15 protein-coding genes are annotated in these 14,642 nt (G+C 66.1%); 11 read left to right on the top strand and 4 right to left on the bottom strand.

Annotation, left to right across the window (positions count from 1 at the left end; translation table 11 throughout):
• Positions 1-306 precede the first annotated feature (306 nt).
• Positions 307-792 carry an Mpo1-like protein gene (locus RTY46_RS04855; RefSeq protein WP_312706935.1) on the bottom strand — a complete coding sequence of 162 codons (486 nt, stop codon included), beginning with the start codon at positions 790-792 and terminating at the stop codon, positions 307-309.
• 94 nt (positions 793-886) lie between these two features.
• On the bottom strand, positions 887-1,813 hold the full coding sequence (locus tag RTY46_RS04860) for a phosphoribosylaminoimidazolesuccinocarboxamide synthase (protein WP_312706936.1): 927 nt from the start codon (positions 1,811-1,813) through the stop codon (positions 887-889).
• A 141-nt stretch (positions 1,814-1,954) separates the two neighbouring features.
• Between RTY46_RS04860 and RTY46_RS04865 the strand changes: the two genes are divergently transcribed.
• From RTY46_RS04865 to yegS, 4 genes are all read left to right on the top strand, one after another.
• Positions 1,955-2,284 (top strand): DnaJ domain-containing protein, encoded by a 330-nt coding sequence (locus RTY46_RS04865; RefSeq protein ID WP_107232903.1) that lies wholly within the window; start codon positions 1,955-1,957, stop codon positions 2,282-2,284.
• Between the two features lie 32 nt (positions 2,285-2,316).
• Complete coding sequence (gene rpe / locus RTY46_RS04870; RefSeq protein WP_312706937.1) at positions 2,317-2,994, top strand: ribulose-phosphate 3-epimerase; 678 nt, start codon at positions 2,317-2,319, stop codon at positions 2,992-2,994.
• Between the two features lie 3 nt (positions 2,995-2,997).
• Positions 2,998-3,489 (top strand): GNAT family N-acetyltransferase, encoded by a 492-nt coding sequence (locus tag RTY46_RS04875; protein ID WP_312706938.1) that lies wholly within the window; start codon positions 2,998-3,000, stop codon positions 3,487-3,489.
• A 264-nt stretch (positions 3,490-3,753) separates the two neighbouring features.
• Positions 3,754-4,686: a lipid kinase YegS gene (yegS, locus tag RTY46_RS04880; protein ID WP_312706939.1), complete on the top strand. Its 933-nt coding sequence runs from the start codon at positions 3,754-3,756 to the stop codon at positions 4,684-4,686.
• Positions 4,687-4,694: 8 nt separating this feature from the next.
• On the opposite strand, the gene RTY46_RS04885 is transcribed toward yegS, so the two are convergent.
• Entirely contained in the window at positions 4,695-5,555 is an 861-nt protein-coding gene (locus tag RTY46_RS04885; RefSeq protein ID WP_312706941.1) for an ankyrin repeat domain-containing protein, read from the bottom strand.
• A gap of 11 nt (positions 5,556-5,566) precedes the next feature.
• The gene (locus RTY46_RS04890; RefSeq protein ID WP_312706942.1) at positions 5,567-6,427 is read right to left on the bottom strand and encodes an ankyrin repeat domain-containing protein; all 861 of its coding nucleotides are present in this window, start codon (positions 6,425-6,427) and stop codon (positions 5,567-5,569) included.
• Between the two features lie 101 nt (positions 6,428-6,528).
• On the opposite strand from RTY46_RS04890, the gene RTY46_RS04895 reads away from it, so the two are divergent.
• The 7 genes from RTY46_RS04895 (at position 6,529) to RTY46_RS04925 (ending at position 14,602) form a co-directional block, all read left to right on the top strand.
• On the top strand, positions 6,529-8,910 hold the full coding sequence (locus RTY46_RS04895; RefSeq protein ID WP_312706943.1) for an XVIPCD domain-containing protein: 2,382 nt from the start codon (positions 6,529-6,531) through the stop codon (positions 8,908-8,910).
• Positions 8,911-9,068: 158 nt separating this feature from the next.
• Positions 9,069-10,544: an anthranilate synthase component I gene (trpE, locus tag RTY46_RS04900; RefSeq protein ID WP_312706944.1), complete on the top strand. Its 1,476-nt coding sequence runs from the start codon at positions 9,069-9,071 to the stop codon at positions 10,542-10,544.
• A gap of 67 nt (positions 10,545-10,611) precedes the next feature.
• Positions 10,612-11,382: an SIMPL domain-containing protein gene (locus tag RTY46_RS04905; protein WP_312706945.1), complete on the top strand. Its 771-nt coding sequence runs from the start codon at positions 10,612-10,614 to the stop codon at positions 11,380-11,382.
• A 2-nt stretch (positions 11,383-11,384) separates the two neighbouring features.
• Positions 11,385-11,972 (top strand): aminodeoxychorismate/anthranilate synthase component II, encoded by a 588-nt coding sequence (locus RTY46_RS04910; protein WP_312706946.1) that lies wholly within the window; start codon positions 11,385-11,387, stop codon positions 11,970-11,972.
• 16 nt (positions 11,973-11,988) lie between these two features.
• The gene (gene trpD, locus RTY46_RS04915) at positions 11,989-13,020 is read left to right on the top strand and encodes an anthranilate phosphoribosyltransferase (protein ID WP_312706948.1); all 1,032 of its coding nucleotides are present in this window, start codon (positions 11,989-11,991) and stop codon (positions 13,018-13,020) included.
• A gap of 74 nt (positions 13,021-13,094) precedes the next feature.
• Positions 13,095-13,889 carry an indole-3-glycerol phosphate synthase TrpC gene (trpC, locus tag RTY46_RS04920; RefSeq protein ID WP_312706949.1) on the top strand — a complete coding sequence of 265 codons (795 nt, stop codon included), beginning with the start codon at positions 13,095-13,097 and terminating at the stop codon, positions 13,887-13,889.
• Complete coding sequence (locus RTY46_RS04925; protein WP_312706950.1) at positions 13,886-14,602, top strand: haloacid dehalogenase-like hydrolase; 717 nt, start codon at positions 13,886-13,888, stop codon at positions 14,600-14,602. The genes trpC and RTY46_RS04925 overlap by 4 nt, the downstream gene beginning before the upstream one ends.
• The last annotated feature ends 40 nt before the right edge of the window (positions 14,603-14,642 follow it).

Consider the following 14,642-nt stretch of genomic DNA (forward strand, 5'->3'; position numbering starts at 1 on the left):
AGTCTAACAGTCAGTCAAATGTCGCCGAAACCCATGTAACGGCGACAAACAGCATGTAACGTGCGGTATTCATGTTTTTTGCAGCGCAATATGGGGCGTTTGCGGCCTTGCCGGGTACGTGTGGGGGCTTTGCCGAATCGGCCCCTACGCCCGCGCACGGAAGGGCGCAGGCCCTGCACCACAGGGGCTGCGGGTTCAGGTGGGTCGGCAACGGATGGGGTCAGCCACGGCCTGCGCTGCAGCGTGGCAGGCACGGCGTACAGCCGCAGTGAGCGCGCGGCCCCGTTCAGGAAAGCCGCGCGGCGCTCAGTAGCGCCAGTCCAGTTTGCGGTACAGCTTGGCCATCACCCAAGCCGGGCCGATCAGCAGGTAGGTCAGGTCGGTCAGGAAGCTGGGCTTGCGGCCCTCGAACTTGTGGCCGATGAACTGCGCCACCCAGGCCACCACGAACACGCCCACGGCCAGCCAGCGCAGGCTGTTCAGGCCGATCTCTGCCTCCAGCAGGCGGCACAGGCAGCCGAATACGAAGAACTGGATGAGCATGCCGATGCCCAGCGGGCGCGACAGCTTGTTGTAGAAGCACCAGGCGCTGAACATCGCAAACGCCGCCCAGATGCCGTACTGGAACCAGGTGATCAGCGGCGGCACGCACCACAGCAGGGCCACCACCGACCACAGGATCGCCGGCACCGCCACCACGTGGATGCGCTGGTTGATGATGTTGCGGTGGTCGTCTGAATAGCTGGCGAAGTAGCGATCGACGGGGCGTGCGAGCTGGGTGGTGGTCTGCATGCGGCCAGCATACTCCCGCCACGCCCACAGTAGCGCCACGCCGTGCCTGGCCTCAAGAAGGCCCCCAGCCGTTGTGGCCGGGGGCGCAGGGGCATCAATCGACGCTGATGCCGGCCAGGCGCTGCAGCGCCTCGGCGTACTTGGCGCGGGTGCGCTCGATGATCTCGGCCGGAATGGTCGGGCCCGGGGCGGTCTTGCCCCAGTCCAGCGTCTCCAGGTAATCGCGCACGAACTGCTTGTCGTAGCTCGGCGGGCTGGTGCCCACTTCGTACTCGTCCGCCGGCCAGTAACGCGAAGAATCCGGGGTCAGCATCTCGTCCATGATGTACAGACGGCCATCGGCATCGGTACCGAACTCGAACTTGGTATCGGCCAGGATGATGCCGCGTTCGCGGGCGTAATCGGCGGCGAACTTGTAGATGCGCAGGGTGGCGTCGCGCACGCGCTCGGCCAGGTCCGCACCCACCTGCTTGACCATCGCATCGAAATCGATGTTCTCGTCGTGGTCGCCCACGGCGGCCTTGGTGGACGGGGTGAAGATCGGCTCGGGCAGCTGCTCGGCCTGGCGCAGGCCGTCGGGCAGGTCGATGCCGCTCACCTTGCCGGTGCGCTGGTAGTCCTTCCAGCCGCTGCCGATCAGGTAGCCGCGGGCGATCGCTTCCACCGGCACCGGCTTCAGCTTGCGGGTCACCACCGCGCGCTTGGCATACAGGGCCGGGTCCACGCCCTCGGGCAGCACGCTGGCCACATTGATGCCGGTCAGGTGGTTGGGCATCAGGTGCGCGGTCTTGGCGAACCAGAAATTGGACACCTGGCAGAGCATCTCGCCCTTGCCCGGAATCGGGTCGGGCAGCACCACGTCGAACGCCGACAGGCGATCGGTGGCCACCATCAGCAGGTAGTCGCCCGGCGGGGTCCCTGCCGGCAGCCGCTCGCGCGGGATATCGAACACATCACGCACCTTGCCGCGATGGCGCAAGGGCAGGCCGGGGAGATCGGATTGCAACAGCGTGGTCGGCACGGGCACTCCTGGGGCTTTGTCGATACGGCTGCCCAACGGACCCGGCGGGCCCGCTGACCAGCGGGCGGCCTAGTGTAAAGCGGTCCGGGCCCGCTGTGACGTAAAATGATGGTCCATTTCGTCGGTCACCCCCGGAACGCCATGCGCTGGTACGGAAAACTGCTCGGATTCATCGCCGGGGCCCTGCTGTTCCGGCCCAATCCGCTGTTCGGGGCGGTGGTGGGCCTGCTGCTGGGCCACGCCTTCGACAGCGACTGGTTCCGGCTGAACAAGGAAAACCCGTACCGGGAGCTGGGGCTGACCTCCGAGGCCACCGACGCCGAGATCGAGCGCGCCTACCGCAAGCTGATTTCCCAGTACCACCCCGACAAGCTTGGCGGCGCGGCCCCCGAGCTGCAGCAGCAGGCCGAACAGAAGTCGCGGCGCATCAATGCTGCCTACGACCGCATCAAGACCCTGCGCAAGCGCTGAACCCTTTTCCCCTCGTGCCCAAGGCCCCGGCCATGTCCAACTGCCTCATCGCCCCGTCCATCCTGTCCGCCGATTTCGCCCGCCTGGGCGAGGAAGTGGACAACGTCCTGGCCGCCGGTGCGGACTGGGTCCATTTCGATGTGATGGACAACCACTACGTGCCGAACCTGACCATCGGCCCGATGGTCTGCCAGGCGCTGCGCAAGCACGGCGTGACCGCGCCGATCGACGTGCACCTGATGGTCGAGCCGGTGGACCGCATCATTCCGGACTTCGCCGAGGCCGGTGCCACCTACATCAGCTTCCACCCGGAGGCCAGCCGCCACCCGCACCGCACCATCCAGCTGATCCGCTCGCTGGGCTGCAAGCCGGGCATCGTGCTGAACCCGGCCACCCCGGTGGACATCCTGGACTGGGTGCTGGACGACCTGGACCTGGTGCTGCTGATGTCGGTCAACCCGGGTTTCGGTGGCCAGGCCTTCATTCCGTCTGCGCTGGACAAGCTGCGCGTGGTGCGCCAGAAGATCGATGCCAGCGGCAAGGACATCCGCCTGGAGATCGACGGTGGCGTGAAGGCCGACAACATCGGCGCGATCGCTGCCGCCGGTGCCGACACCTTCGTTGCCGGTTCGGCCATCTTCAGCGCCAAGACCAGCTACCAGGACGTGATCGCGCAGATGCGCGCGAACGTCGCTGCGGCGCGGGGCTGAGCCATGGGCACGGCGGCCGTGTTGACCATCCGCGCGGCCACCGTGGCCGACGCCGGCCTGATCCTGCGCTTCATCCGCGAACTGGCCATCTACGAGAAGGCCGAGCACGCGGTGCAGACCGATGAAATCGGCATTGCCGAGAGCCTGTTCGGCGCCGATGCCAGTACCCGCGCGCTGATCTGCGAGGCCGATGGTGAAGCCATCGGCTATGCGGTGTACTTCTACAACTATTCCACCTGGCTGGGCCGCAAGGGCATCTACCTGGAAGACCTGTACATCAGCCCGGAAAAGCGCGGCGGTGGTGCCGGCAAGGCACTGCTGAAGTACATCGCGCGCCAGGCCGTGGCCGAGGGCTGCGGTCGCTTCGAATGGTCGGTGCTGGACTGGAACACCGCGGCCATCGCGTTCTACACCGCCGCCGGCGCCAAGCCGCAGGACGAGTGGACCGTGTACCGGCTGCAGGGCCAGGCGCTGCACGATTTCGCCAACGGTTGAGGCCTCTGGTAGGTGCGAACCTTGGTTCGCACGAAATCCAACCCGGCGGGTGCGAACCTTGGTTCGCACTGCCCGCGCGCGAAAAAAAAGCCGCGCCAATCCCCGGCGCGGCTTCGCTGCATGCGTGGGAGGCTGATCCTGCCTCCATCCATCGTCCCTGCTATGGCCTTCCATTCTCCGGGCCGTCGATGACACCTGAATGACATTCACCGCGGGCAAACGCGGCGTTGCTAGCCTGTGCCACCCCCCTCCCGGAAGCACTGCATGACCACCCCGCGCTGGCGCCTGATCCTCAACGGCAAATCCGCAGGCGACGACGACCTGCGCAGTGCCGTCGGCCACTGGCGGCAGCAGGGCGTGCAGCTGGAAGTGCGGGTGACCTGGGAAGAGGGCGACGCCGAGCGTTACGTGGCCGAAGCCATCGACCATGGCGTGGACGTGATCGTGGCGGCGGGCGGTGATGGCACGCTCAGCGCCGTGGCCGAAACCCTGGCCCATCGCGATGAACCGGCCGACGCGCTGCCCTCGCTGGCGCTGGTGCCGATGGGCACGGCCAATGATTTCGCCACCTCCGCCGGCATTCCCACCGAACCCCAGCAGGCCTTTGCATTGATCGGGCAGGCCCCCGCGCGCGCTGTGGACCTGCTGCGCGTGGACGCCGATGGCAAGCACTGGTGGTGCGCCAACCTGGCCAGCGGTGGCTTCGGCACCCAGGTGACGGTGGAAACCGATGCAGGCCTGAAAAAGATGCTGGGCGGGCTGGCCTACGTCATCACCGGCATCGCCAAGCTGGGCCGCATCGAGCCGATCACCGCGCGCCTGACCGGCCCGGATTTCGAATGGGAAGGCGGCTTCATCGCCCTGGGCATCGGCAACGGCCGCCAGGCCGGTGGCGGCCAGCAGCTGTGCCCGCAGGCACTGATCGATGATGGACTGCTGGACGTGACCGTGGTGCCCGAACTGGAAGGCGAGGTGGCTGCCACGATCGGCCAGATGCTGACCGGTGGCAAGGAAGCCGCGCTGGAGCGCGTGGCAACGCGCGCGCAGTTGCCGTGGGTGCAGATCGAGGCCCCGCAGGCGCTGACCTTGAACCTGGACGGTGAGCCAGTGCAGGCCCGTCGCTTCCGCATCGACTGCGTGCCGGCCCGGGTGCGCATGCACCTGCCGGCGCATTGCGAGCTGTTTACCGGCAGTTGAGCCGCGGGCTACAGCAGGGGGATGTCTTCTTCCCTGCTCGGAAACTTGAAGGCCTCGCGTTTCCTGCGGATGTGTTCGGGCATCGGCGGGCGAGGGATGTTGCGGTCAGCCAGCCATTGCTGGCACTTCTTCTGCCAGGGCAGGTTGTCCGGAGTCGTGATTTCCCAATAGATGTCCTCGACCATCACCTGTCGGGGTGATTGGGTGGTTCCTTCGAGGGGGGGCAGAGAAATTGTGGGGTCGGCTCCATGTTCCAGCAACCAGTAGGCGTAATCGAACCCGCCTCTGCCTGTGTAGAGGCTGAGAACGGTGTCGTTGTTGCCTAGGTTTGGTTCGTTGACGCGGGCCCCGTTTTCAACCAGAAGCTGGACATTCTTCCACTGGTTGCCGCTGATGAATGCCTGACACATCAGCGTTTCATGGTTGGAGTTGCGTGTGTTCGGATCTCCTCCGTGCTTGAGCAAAGCATCGAGGAAGCGGGGGTCGTCCATCTTTGCCGCATACACCACGGCGTTGTTGAAATGGATCTCTTGCCCATTCATTTTTCTGACGTAGCGTGCGTTTGGATCTGCACCATTTTCCAGGAGCAGCTGAAGTCCCTGCAGATTCTTCGCCCGGAGCGGCCAGGCCACCAAGGGGATTCCGGCGTCGCGCGCGAAGGCCTTGTCGGGATCTACACCTTCGTCTTTCATCAAACGAGTCATCGCCTCGCCGTCCCCTTGTTCGCTTGCAATCGCCAATGCGAGTGCATTGCCCTCGAAGTACTGGTCGGCACCATATTTCGACTGGGGCGAACACGCAGACAGTAGAGCGAGCGCTGCGGCCAGGAGCAGGAATGAAGCGGTGAGGCGAAGCGGATGACACTCCATGTCAGATCTCCTTACAGCAGCGGTATGTCTTCTTCCTTGGTCGGGAAGCCAAAAGCCTCCCGCTTGTCCCGAATGCCTTTGGGCATGGGCGGGCGTGGTATGTTCCGAGCCATCAGCCATTGTTGGCATTTTTTCTGCCAACGAAGCAGGTCGGGCGTAGTGATGCCCCAGTAAATGTGTTCGGCAACAATCATCCGTTCAGGTTCGCCGATTGAGGACGTGAGCACTGCAGTTGGATCAGCGCCATGCTCCAGGAGCCAGTAGGCATGATCAAACGCACCGCGGGTTGTATACCAGCTGATGACGGTGTCGGCACTGCCTCGATTCTGCTCGTTGACGTCAGCGCCGTTCTCGACCAGAAGTTTGACGTTTTCCCACTGATTTCCCGCAACGAACGCCTGGAACAAGAGGGTCTCGCTGGCAGAGTTGCGCGTGTTGGGATCGCCTCCGTGCTTCAGTAGAAGCTCGAGAAACCGGGGGTCGTCCATCTTGGCTGCGTAGACCATGGCGTTGTTGTAGCCAAGCCTGTGCCCGTCAACCGTCTTGTAGGCGCGTGCGTTCGGGTCGGCACCATTGTCCAGCAGCGCCTGTAATCCGTCGAGATTTCGCGCGCGGAGCGGCCAAGCCAGCAGGGGGATTCCAGCATCGCGTGCGAAAACTTTATCCGGATCTACACCTTCGTCTTTCATCAGTCGACGGATCGCATCCGAATCACCAGTTTCACTTGCTACTGCCAGTTCGAGATCCTTGCCCTCAAAATACTGTTCTGCCCCGTGGCTTGATGACAGCGCGCACCCGCTCAACATCAGTAGCGCAGAGCATACTGAGAAAAGTAGGAATTTCCTCACATTTTCAACTGCATGAATGGGCATATCGGGTTCGCAGACTCAGCTTGATGCGTGACATTAGCAAACGGTTCTGATAATCGATAACTGTCGGGGTAGTCCCGCCCGCAATGTGAATGGAGTGTGTCATGACGGATCACGACATCGAGGCGCGCGCACGCGAAATCCAGGAGCAGCGCGAACTGGTGGGCCAACTGCGAGCAAGTGGCAACGACAAGCAGGCAGACCGTCTGCAGGAGACGTACCACGCACGGGAGATGTCTGGGCTTGCCTCCGACGTGTATCAATCAGCCCGGCACTCCGGTGAGCCACCGGCAGGATGGACCCGTGCAAGCACTGATCCAGCCGCATTGCGCGCAGCGGGGATCGATCTGACGGACGACGCCATCCGGAAGATGCTGCAGCCACCTGAGTCGGGGTTCCGTGCTGAAATCTACATTCCCGACAAGCGTGTCTTCGGCGAGGATGCCAAGCCCGTCGTGGTCTACAAAGGATCCATGGGCGAGATTCTTGACCCGTTGGCTCCCAACGGAAGGCGTGAGTCCGGCAGCGAGGATTTTCTCAACAATGGCCAGCAGGGCATCGGCATGCGCAGCGACTACTATGATCGCGCGATGTCGTTGGCGACACTCTTGAACGATCGCATCGGCAACAACTTCGAAATAGCCGGCCATTCTCTCGGCGGCGGCATGGCCTCCGCTGCTTCCGCCGTCACCGGCGCACGCGCCACCACCTTCAACGCCGCTGGCCTGCATCCGGCAACCCCGTCGCGGTACGCCAAGGACAACGGCCTGCCGACGTTCGATACGCAGCAGACGGTGCACACCTACCAGACCACCGGTGAAGTGCTGAACGATGTGCAGAACGGCATGCAGCGGCTCAGCGAGCAGCAGCGCCGCGGCTACGGCTTGCTGGCCAACGAGCTGGGCATGGTGCTGAAGGACCCGGCTATGCAGAAGGTCGTCGGCGAGAAGCTGCGCGAAATGCTGCCGCCGGGCGCGCAGACCTCTGCAGCACAGTTCATCGAACAGCTGGCGACCCAACCGGGTCAGCAGGCGCTGCGCGATATTCCGCTTGCGGCAGGGCGCCTCGAGCTGCTGCTCGAGGCCAAGACGCGCGATGCGCAGGGCGTGCTGGTTGACCGTGCGCATACTGCGGCACCCAGCCAGGTGGCGGAGCTCGCCGGCCCGATATCCACCGTGCTGCATTCCACCGCCGCCGGCATGCACATCGGCCGTCGGGCGGGTGAGCAGGTCGAGAAGGCAGGCGCCGCCGTAGCCCATGTACTGGACAGAACCGGCGATGGCGTCGAGCACGTGCTGAAAACCGAGGGCATGGCCATCGGTCAGGTGGTGAACATGGGCTCGGTCAATCTGCAGGTGAGCACACGCGCGGCCAGCACGGTGATCGCTTCCGGGCGCGAACTGACCGGCAGCATCGAAGCCACCGCACACCGGGTGCACTCGCAGGCCGGTGCCGGTGGCTTGTCCGCCCTGTCGTGGGTGGCTGGCCACATCGGCATGGACAAGGTGGCCGACAAGCTGACCAGGCAGGCCGAGGCCGTTCGCGACCAGGGTGAGCAACATGCCCAGCACGCGAAAACGCAGGCCCATGCCGACGCTGCGGGCGTGCGCGCGACGGGTGAACGCGTGGCCGCCGCCATCAACCACGATGGGCAATGGGTGGCGGGCAAGCTGCAGAACGGGTTTGCCACGGCGGGCGCGCATGTGGATCGCGGCTATGACTTCATGGCGTCCCACGTGAAAGGCATCACGGCCACGGCGCCGGTTACGCTGGCCACCGTGGGCGGTGCAACCGTAGGCCTCGGCACAGCGGCCGCCACGCACCTGCCCACCGGTAATCTGCCGCAGGACATCGTGAAGCTGCACAACCTGGACCAGTCCGCACGCGTGGTGCGCGGCATCGGGGCGGCTTTCAGCGAGGCGACGGCCCGCCATGGCATGGACCCGACCGTCATTCCCAGCCTGGACGCCGCGCTGATCAAGCAGGAAGCCGCCGCGCGCACGCTGATCGAGCAGCAGCCCAGCATCGTGCCTGCCGCTGACGGCCGGCAGGCTGGCCGCACCACGGAGCCCGGGACACAGTCGATCGGCATCGATCATCCTGCCCACGCCGGCAATCCACTGTTCCTCGGCGCCCAGGCCGGCGTCCACGCCCTGGACCGCGCCCACAACCGGGTGCCCGACCTGCAGAGCGACCAGCTGGCCGGCGCGCTGGCGGCCGAGGCCAAGCGTGAAGGGCTGGAGACCATCTCCCATGTGGTCCTCAGCGACGACCGCGCGCGCGCGTTTGCCGTCGACACCGCCGATCTCAACGCCCCGCAGCGCCGCCATGCCCATGTCGAGGTGGCGCAGGGGATGGCCCAGCCGCTGGCCGTGAGCACCGCCCAGGTCGACGCCCTCAACGCCGGCCGCGCCGCCGCCCTGGACACCGGGCTGGCCCAGCAGCAGGTGCAGGAGTCGCAGGAGCAGGCGCGACGCATGGGGTAGCGAGGGCGGGGTTTCCCTCCCGGCGAAGCTGCGTTACAGTCATTGGGTGTCCAGCCTGACGACCCCGCATACCCTTTCTTCCGCACGCCGTTGGTGGCGATGGTGGCCCGTTGCCGTCGTCCGCCCCCATAACGCTGTGTCCCGGAAGGAAAGTCGTCTTGAATTCGCTCGCTCAGTTTCAGCAGCAGGCCGCTGAAGGCCACACCCATATCCCCGTCGTCCGTGAAGTGCTGTCCGACCTGGACACGCCGCTTTCGGTCTATCTGAAGCTCGCCGACGGCCCCAATACCTACCTGTTTGAATCCGTCGAAGGCGGCGAGCGCTTTGGTCGTTTCTCGATCATCGGCCTGCCGGCACGTCGCGTGTACGCCTTCCACGGCCACACCCTGACCGTGCGTGAAGACGGCCAGGTGATGGAAACCCGCGAAGTGGCCGATCCCTTCGCCGAGGTCGAGGCGCTGCGCAGCGCCCACTCGGTGCCGAAGCTGGACGGCCTGCCAGGCTTCACCGGTGGCCTGGTCGGCTGGTTCGGCTTCGAGTGCATCGGCTACATCGAGCCGCGCCTGGCGCCGCCGGCCGGCCGCGACGAGCTGGGCACGCCGGACATCCTGCTGCTGGATTCCAACGAACTGGCGGTGTTCGACAACCTCAAGGGCCGCCTGTACCTGATCGTGCATGCCGACCCGCGGGTCGAGGGTGCGTTCGACCAGGCCCAGGCCCGCCTGGATGCGCTGACCGCCAAGCTGCGTGCGCCGGGTGCGGGCTATCCCGCGCCGCTGACCAGCGATGTGCTGGACGAATCCGATTTCATCTCCGGCTTCACCCGCGAAGGCTTCGTCGATGCGGTCCAGCGCAGCAAGGAATACATCCGCGCCGGCGACATCTTCCAGGTGGTGCTGAGCCAGCGCCTGAGCGTGCCGTTCAAGGCGCGCCCGGTGGATGTGTACCGCGCGCTGCGTGCACTGAACCCGTCGCCGTACATGTATTTCCTCGATGTCGGCGACCTGCAGGTGGTCGGCTCGTCGCCGGAAATCCTGGTGCGCTTGCAGGATGGTGAAGTGACAGTGCGCCCGATCGCCGGCACCCGCCCGCGTGGCGCCACGCCCGAGCTGGACCAGGCGCTGGAAGCCGAGCTGCTGGCCGATCCGAAGGAGCGCGCCGAGCACCTGATGCTGATCGACCTCGGCCGCAACGATGCCGGCCGCGTGTCCAAGGCCGGCACCGTGGAAGTAGGCGAGCAGTTCGTGATCGAGCGCTACAGCCACGTCATGCACATCGTCAGCGAAGTGACCGGGCAGCTGCAGCCAGGCCTGAGCTACGCCGACGTGCTGCGTGCCACGTTCCCGGCCGGCACGGTCAGCGGTGCGCCGAAGATCCGCGCGCTGGAAGTGATCCGCGAGCTGGAGCCGATCAAGCGCAATGTCTACGCCGGCAGCATCGGCTACATCGGCTGGCACGGCGATGCCGATACCGCCATCGCCATCCGCACCGCGGTCATCAAGGATGGCCGCCTGTACGTGCAGGCCGGCGCCGGCATCGTCTACGACTCGGACCCGGACAAAGAATGGGACGAGACGATGAACAAGGGCCGCGCGCTGTTCCGCGCCGTCGCCCAGGCCGCCAAGGGCCTGTAAGCCTTCCCGTGCCGTGGCCCGCGCCGCGGCACCTTCCGCTGTTCCCGCTCACGACAAGGAGTACCGCATGAAGCTGCTGAGCGCATTGTTGTGGTCGTCGCTGCTGGCCACGATGGCCCCGTCTGCATGGGCGCAGGCCAACACCATTCCCTCGCAGCCGCATCTGCTGGTGAAGGGGCAGGGCACCCGCACGGTGATGCCCGACCGCTTCGGCCTGCAGTTGAACATCGAAGAGACCGACATGGACGCCGATGCGGCGCGCCGTCGCGTGCAGGACAACGTGGCGCGCGCACTGGCGCTGTTCAAGCAGCACAAGGCGGTGGACGGCAGCGTGCGCGCGGACAACCTGCGCATCGGCCCGGCAACGCGCTATGAGCAGAGCCGCCAGGTCTTCATCGGCACCCGCGTGTCGCGCCAGCTGCGTGCCAGCTTCGCCAGCGTGAAGGCGATGCAGGACGTGCTGGGTGCGCTGAAGGCCAACGAGAACGTACAGGTCAGCAGCATGGCCCCGACCTACTCGGGTGAAGTGGCGCTGCGCCGCGAACTCAAGGGCGAGGCGGCAGCCCAGACCCGCGAGTCCGCGCAGGGCCTGGCCAAGGCCTATGGAACGCGCGTGCGCGGCCTGTACAGCATTTCCGATGTGGCGCCGAGCTTTGCCTACGGCGTGCAGGCGGGCAATTGGCCTCGCGCTGACGACATGGTCACGCCGCCTGCGCCGCCCGCGCCGCAGAACAGCATCGAGGCCACGGGCTCCCGCTTGGGCGAGTCGGTGCAAGCCGGCCCCATTACCTACACCGAAAACGTGTACGCCATTTTCCTGATAAGCGACGGAACCTGACCATGTTGTGGATGATCGACAACTACGACAGCTTCACCTACAACCTCGTGCAGTACCTGCAGACGCTGGGCGCCGAGGTGAAGGTGGTGCGCAACGATGCGATGAGCGTGGACGAGATCGCCGCGCAGAAGCCCGAGCGAATCGTCATCTCGCCCGGCCCGTGCACGCCCAACGAGGCGGGCGTGTCGCTGGAGCTGATCCAGCGCCTGGGCCCGACCACGCCCATCCTCGGCGTCTGCCTGGGCCACCAGAGCATCGGCCAGGTCTACGGCGGTACGGTCATCCGCGCCGGCAACATCATGCACGGCAAGACCTCGCCCATCCGCCATGAAGGCAAGGGTGTGTTCGCCGGCCTGCCGGACCGTTACCAGGCCACCCGGTACCACTCGCTGGTGGTGGACAAGCACAGCCTGCCCGACGCGCTGGAAGTGACCGCCTGGACCGAGAACGAGGACGGCTCGATCGAAGAGATCATGGGCCTGCGCCACCGCCAGTTCCCGGTGGAAGGCGTGCAGTTCCACCCCGAATCCATCCTCACCGAACACGGCCACGCCCTGCTGCGCAATTTCCTGCAGCGCCCGGCGGCCTGATCCAAGGAGCATTCCGATGAGCTTCTCCCCCCAGGAAGCCCTGCAACGCACCATTGAACACCGCGAAATCTTCTTCGACGAAATGGTCGACCTGATGCGGCAGATCATGCGCGGCGATGTGTCGCCGATGATGACCGCCGCCATCCTCACCGGCCTGCGGGTGAAAAAGGAAACCATCGACGAGATCGCCGCCGCCGCTACCGTCATGCGCGAATTCGCGCTGGCGGTGCCGGTGGCCGATACCACCCACCTGGTGGATATCGTCGGCACCGGTGGCGATGGCTCGCATACGTTCAACATCTCCACCTGCGCGATGTTCGTGGCTGCGGCCGCGGGGGCGCGCGTGGCCAAGCACGGCAACCGCAGCGTATCGTCCAAGTCCGGCAGCGCCGATGCGGTGGAAGCGCTGGGCGCGGCCATCGAACTGCAGCCGGCGCAGGTGGCCGCGGCGATCGAGCAGACCGGCATCGGCTTCATGTTCGCGCCGATCCACCATCCGTCGATGAAGGTCGTCGCGCCGGTCCGCCGCGAGATGGGCGTGCGCACCATCTTCAACATCCTCGGCCCGCTGACCAACCCGGCCAGCGCACCGTCGGTGCTGATGGGCGTGTTCCATCCTGATTTAGTGGGCATCCAGGCGCGCGTGCTGCGCGAACTGGGCACCGAGCGCGCGATGGTGGTCTGGGGCCGCGACAACATGGACGAGATCTCGCTGGGCGCCGGCACCCTGGTGGGCGAGCTGCGCGACGGCAAGGTGCGCGAGTACGAGATCCACCCGGAAGACTTCGGCATCGCCATGTCGGCCAGCCGCAATCTGCGCGTGGACAGCCCGGAGCAGTCGATCCAGATGCTGCGCGCGGTGCTCGACAACACGCCGGGCCCGGCGCTGAACATCGTGGCGCTCAATGCCGGTGCCGCGCTGTACGTGGCTGGCGTGGCCAGCGACATCGGCGACGGCCTGGCCCGTGCCCGTGCCGCGATTGCCGATGGCAGTGCCCGCCAGCGCCTGCAGCAGTACGTTGACACCACCCGCGCGCTGGTTGCCTGAGCGCGCGGTTCAGCCTGACCCACCCGATGGCCGATAATGGCCGTCCTCACCGCCCCAGTACCGAAGCGACGACGATGAGCGACATCCTGCAGACGATCCTGGCCCGCAAGGCCGATGAAGTGGCCCTGCGCCGCGCCCAGCGCCCGCTGGAGGCGCTGCAGGCTGCCGTGGCCAGTGCCCCACCGGTGCGTGGCTTCGTGCGCGCGCTGCAGGCGGCGGTGGCCAACGGCGACCCGGCGGTCATCGCCGAGGTGAAGAAGGCCAGCCCGTCCAAGGGCGTGATCCGGCCGGATTTCCGCCCGGCCGACATCGCCGTCAGCTATGAGTTCGGCGGCGCCAGCTGCCTGTCGGTGCTGACCGATGTCGATTTCTTCCAGGGCGCCGACGCCTACCTGCAGCAGGCCCGCGAGGCCTGCACGCTGCCGGTGCTGCGCAAGGACTTCGTGATCGACGCCTACCAGGTGTACGAGGCCCGCGTGCTGGGCGCCGACTGCATCCTGCTGATCGTCGCCGCACTGGACGACACCCAGCTGGCCACGCTGTCCGAACTGGCGCTGTCGCTGGGCATGGACGTGCTGGTGGAAGTGCACGACATCGACGAACTGGAGCGCGCGCTGCAGGTGCCGGCGCCGATGATCGGCATCAACAACCGCAACCTGCGCACCTTCGAGGTCTCGCTGCAGACCACCCTGGACATGCAGAAAGCCGTGCCGCGCGACCGCCTGCTGGTGACCGAGAGCGGCATCCTTGGCCCGCAGGACGTGGCCCTGATGCGCGACGCCGGCATCCACGCGTTCCTGGTGGGCGAGGCCTTCATGCGCGTGGAAGAGCCGGGCGAGGGCCTGCGTCAGCTATTCTTCGCGGCATGACAACGCACTATCCAACGCCGCGCGAGGATGCGCCGCTGGTCGTTTTCGACTTCGACCACACTCTCTACGACGGGGATTCGGGCACCCACCTGTTCGCCTCGCTGATCAAGCGCAATCCGCTGCGCATGCTGGCCGCGCTGCTGGTCACGCCGATCGCCGGGCCGCTGGTGGCGATGCTGCCGACCCGCCGTACCGGCATTTCGGTCTATGTTTGGATCGGCAGTTTCGGCCTGCACCGGGCGCGCGAGTTCAACCGGGTCATCGATGCCTACGTGATCCGCAACGAGCAGCAGATGCGGGCCAAGCTGCTGCCGCAGGCGCTGGAGGTGTTTGCCGCGCACCGTGCCAAGGGCGACCGGGTGGTCGTGGCCACCGGCGCACCGCCGGAGCTGGCCCGCGCCATCCTGGCGTTCGTGGCCCACCAGGACGTGCCGGTGATCGGCACCGAGGTGGGCCCGCGGCTGGGCGGGGTCGGCCCGACCCGGCACTGCCACAACGAAGAAAAGATGCGCATGCTGCGCGAGCGCGGCTATGGCGACATCGACATCGCCTATTCGGACAGCACCGCGGATCTGCCGCTGCTGCTGGCGGCCAAGGCGCCCGTGGTGGTGAACCCGAAGCGTTCCAAAGTCGATTTCTTCCGCAGCGTGCTGCCGGCGGGGACCCGCATCCTCAACTGGGGCTGCGACGACCGCGGCGGCGACAAGGCCTGACCGGGGTCGGATCCCCGAAGGGGCTCTGACCCCATCGCAC

This window comes from Stenotrophomonas sp., assembly GCF_032056425.1.
GTDB lineage: Bacteria > Pseudomonadota > Gammaproteobacteria > Xanthomonadales > Xanthomonadaceae > Stenotrophomonas.

Excerpts from the sequence above, each read along its gene's own strand:
- rpe (WP_312706937.1), top strand. The coding sequence starts at position 2,317 with ATGTCCAACTGCCTCATCGCCCCGTCCATCCTGTCCGCCGATTTCGCC.
- RTY46_RS04895 (WP_312706943.1), top strand. The coding sequence starts at position 6,529 with ATGACGGATCACGACATCGAGGCGCGCGCACGCGAAATCCAGGAGCAG.
- RTY46_RS04910 (WP_312706946.1), top strand. The coding sequence starts at position 11,385 with ATGTTGTGGATGATCGACAACTACGACAGCTTCACCTACAACCTCGTG.
- RTY46_RS04890 (WP_312706942.1), bottom strand. The coding sequence starts at position 6,427 with ATGCCCATTCATGCAGTTGAAAATGTGAGGAAATTCCTACTTTTCTCA.
- RTY46_RS04865 (WP_107232903.1), top strand. The coding sequence starts at position 1,955 with ATGCGCTGGTACGGAAAACTGCTCGGATTCATCGCCGGGGCCCTGCTG.
- RTY46_RS04925 (WP_312706950.1), top strand. The coding sequence starts at position 13,886 with ATGACAACGCACTATCCAACGCCGCGCGAGGATGCGCCGCTGGTCGTT.
- trpC (WP_312706949.1), top strand. The coding sequence starts at position 13,095 with ATGAGCGACATCCTGCAGACGATCCTGGCCCGCAAGGCCGATGAAGTG.
- RTY46_RS04905 (WP_312706945.1), top strand. The coding sequence starts at position 10,612 with ATGAAGCTGCTGAGCGCATTGTTGTGGTCGTCGCTGCTGGCCACGATG.
- yegS (WP_312706939.1), top strand. The coding sequence starts at position 3,754 with ATGACCACCCCGCGCTGGCGCCTGATCCTCAACGGCAAATCCGCAGGC.
- RTY46_RS04875 (WP_312706938.1), top strand. The coding sequence starts at position 2,998 with ATGGGCACGGCGGCCGTGTTGACCATCCGCGCGGCCACCGTGGCCGAC.
- trpD (WP_312706948.1), top strand. The coding sequence starts at position 11,989 with ATGAGCTTCTCCCCCCAGGAAGCCCTGCAACGCACCATTGAACACCGC.
- RTY46_RS04885 (WP_312706941.1), bottom strand. The coding sequence starts at position 5,555 with ATGGAGTGTCATCCGCTTCGCCTCACCGCTTCATTCCTGCTCCTGGCC.
- RTY46_RS04855 (WP_312706935.1), bottom strand. The coding sequence starts at position 792 with ATGCAGACCACCACCCAGCTCGCACGCCCCGTCGATCGCTACTTCGCC.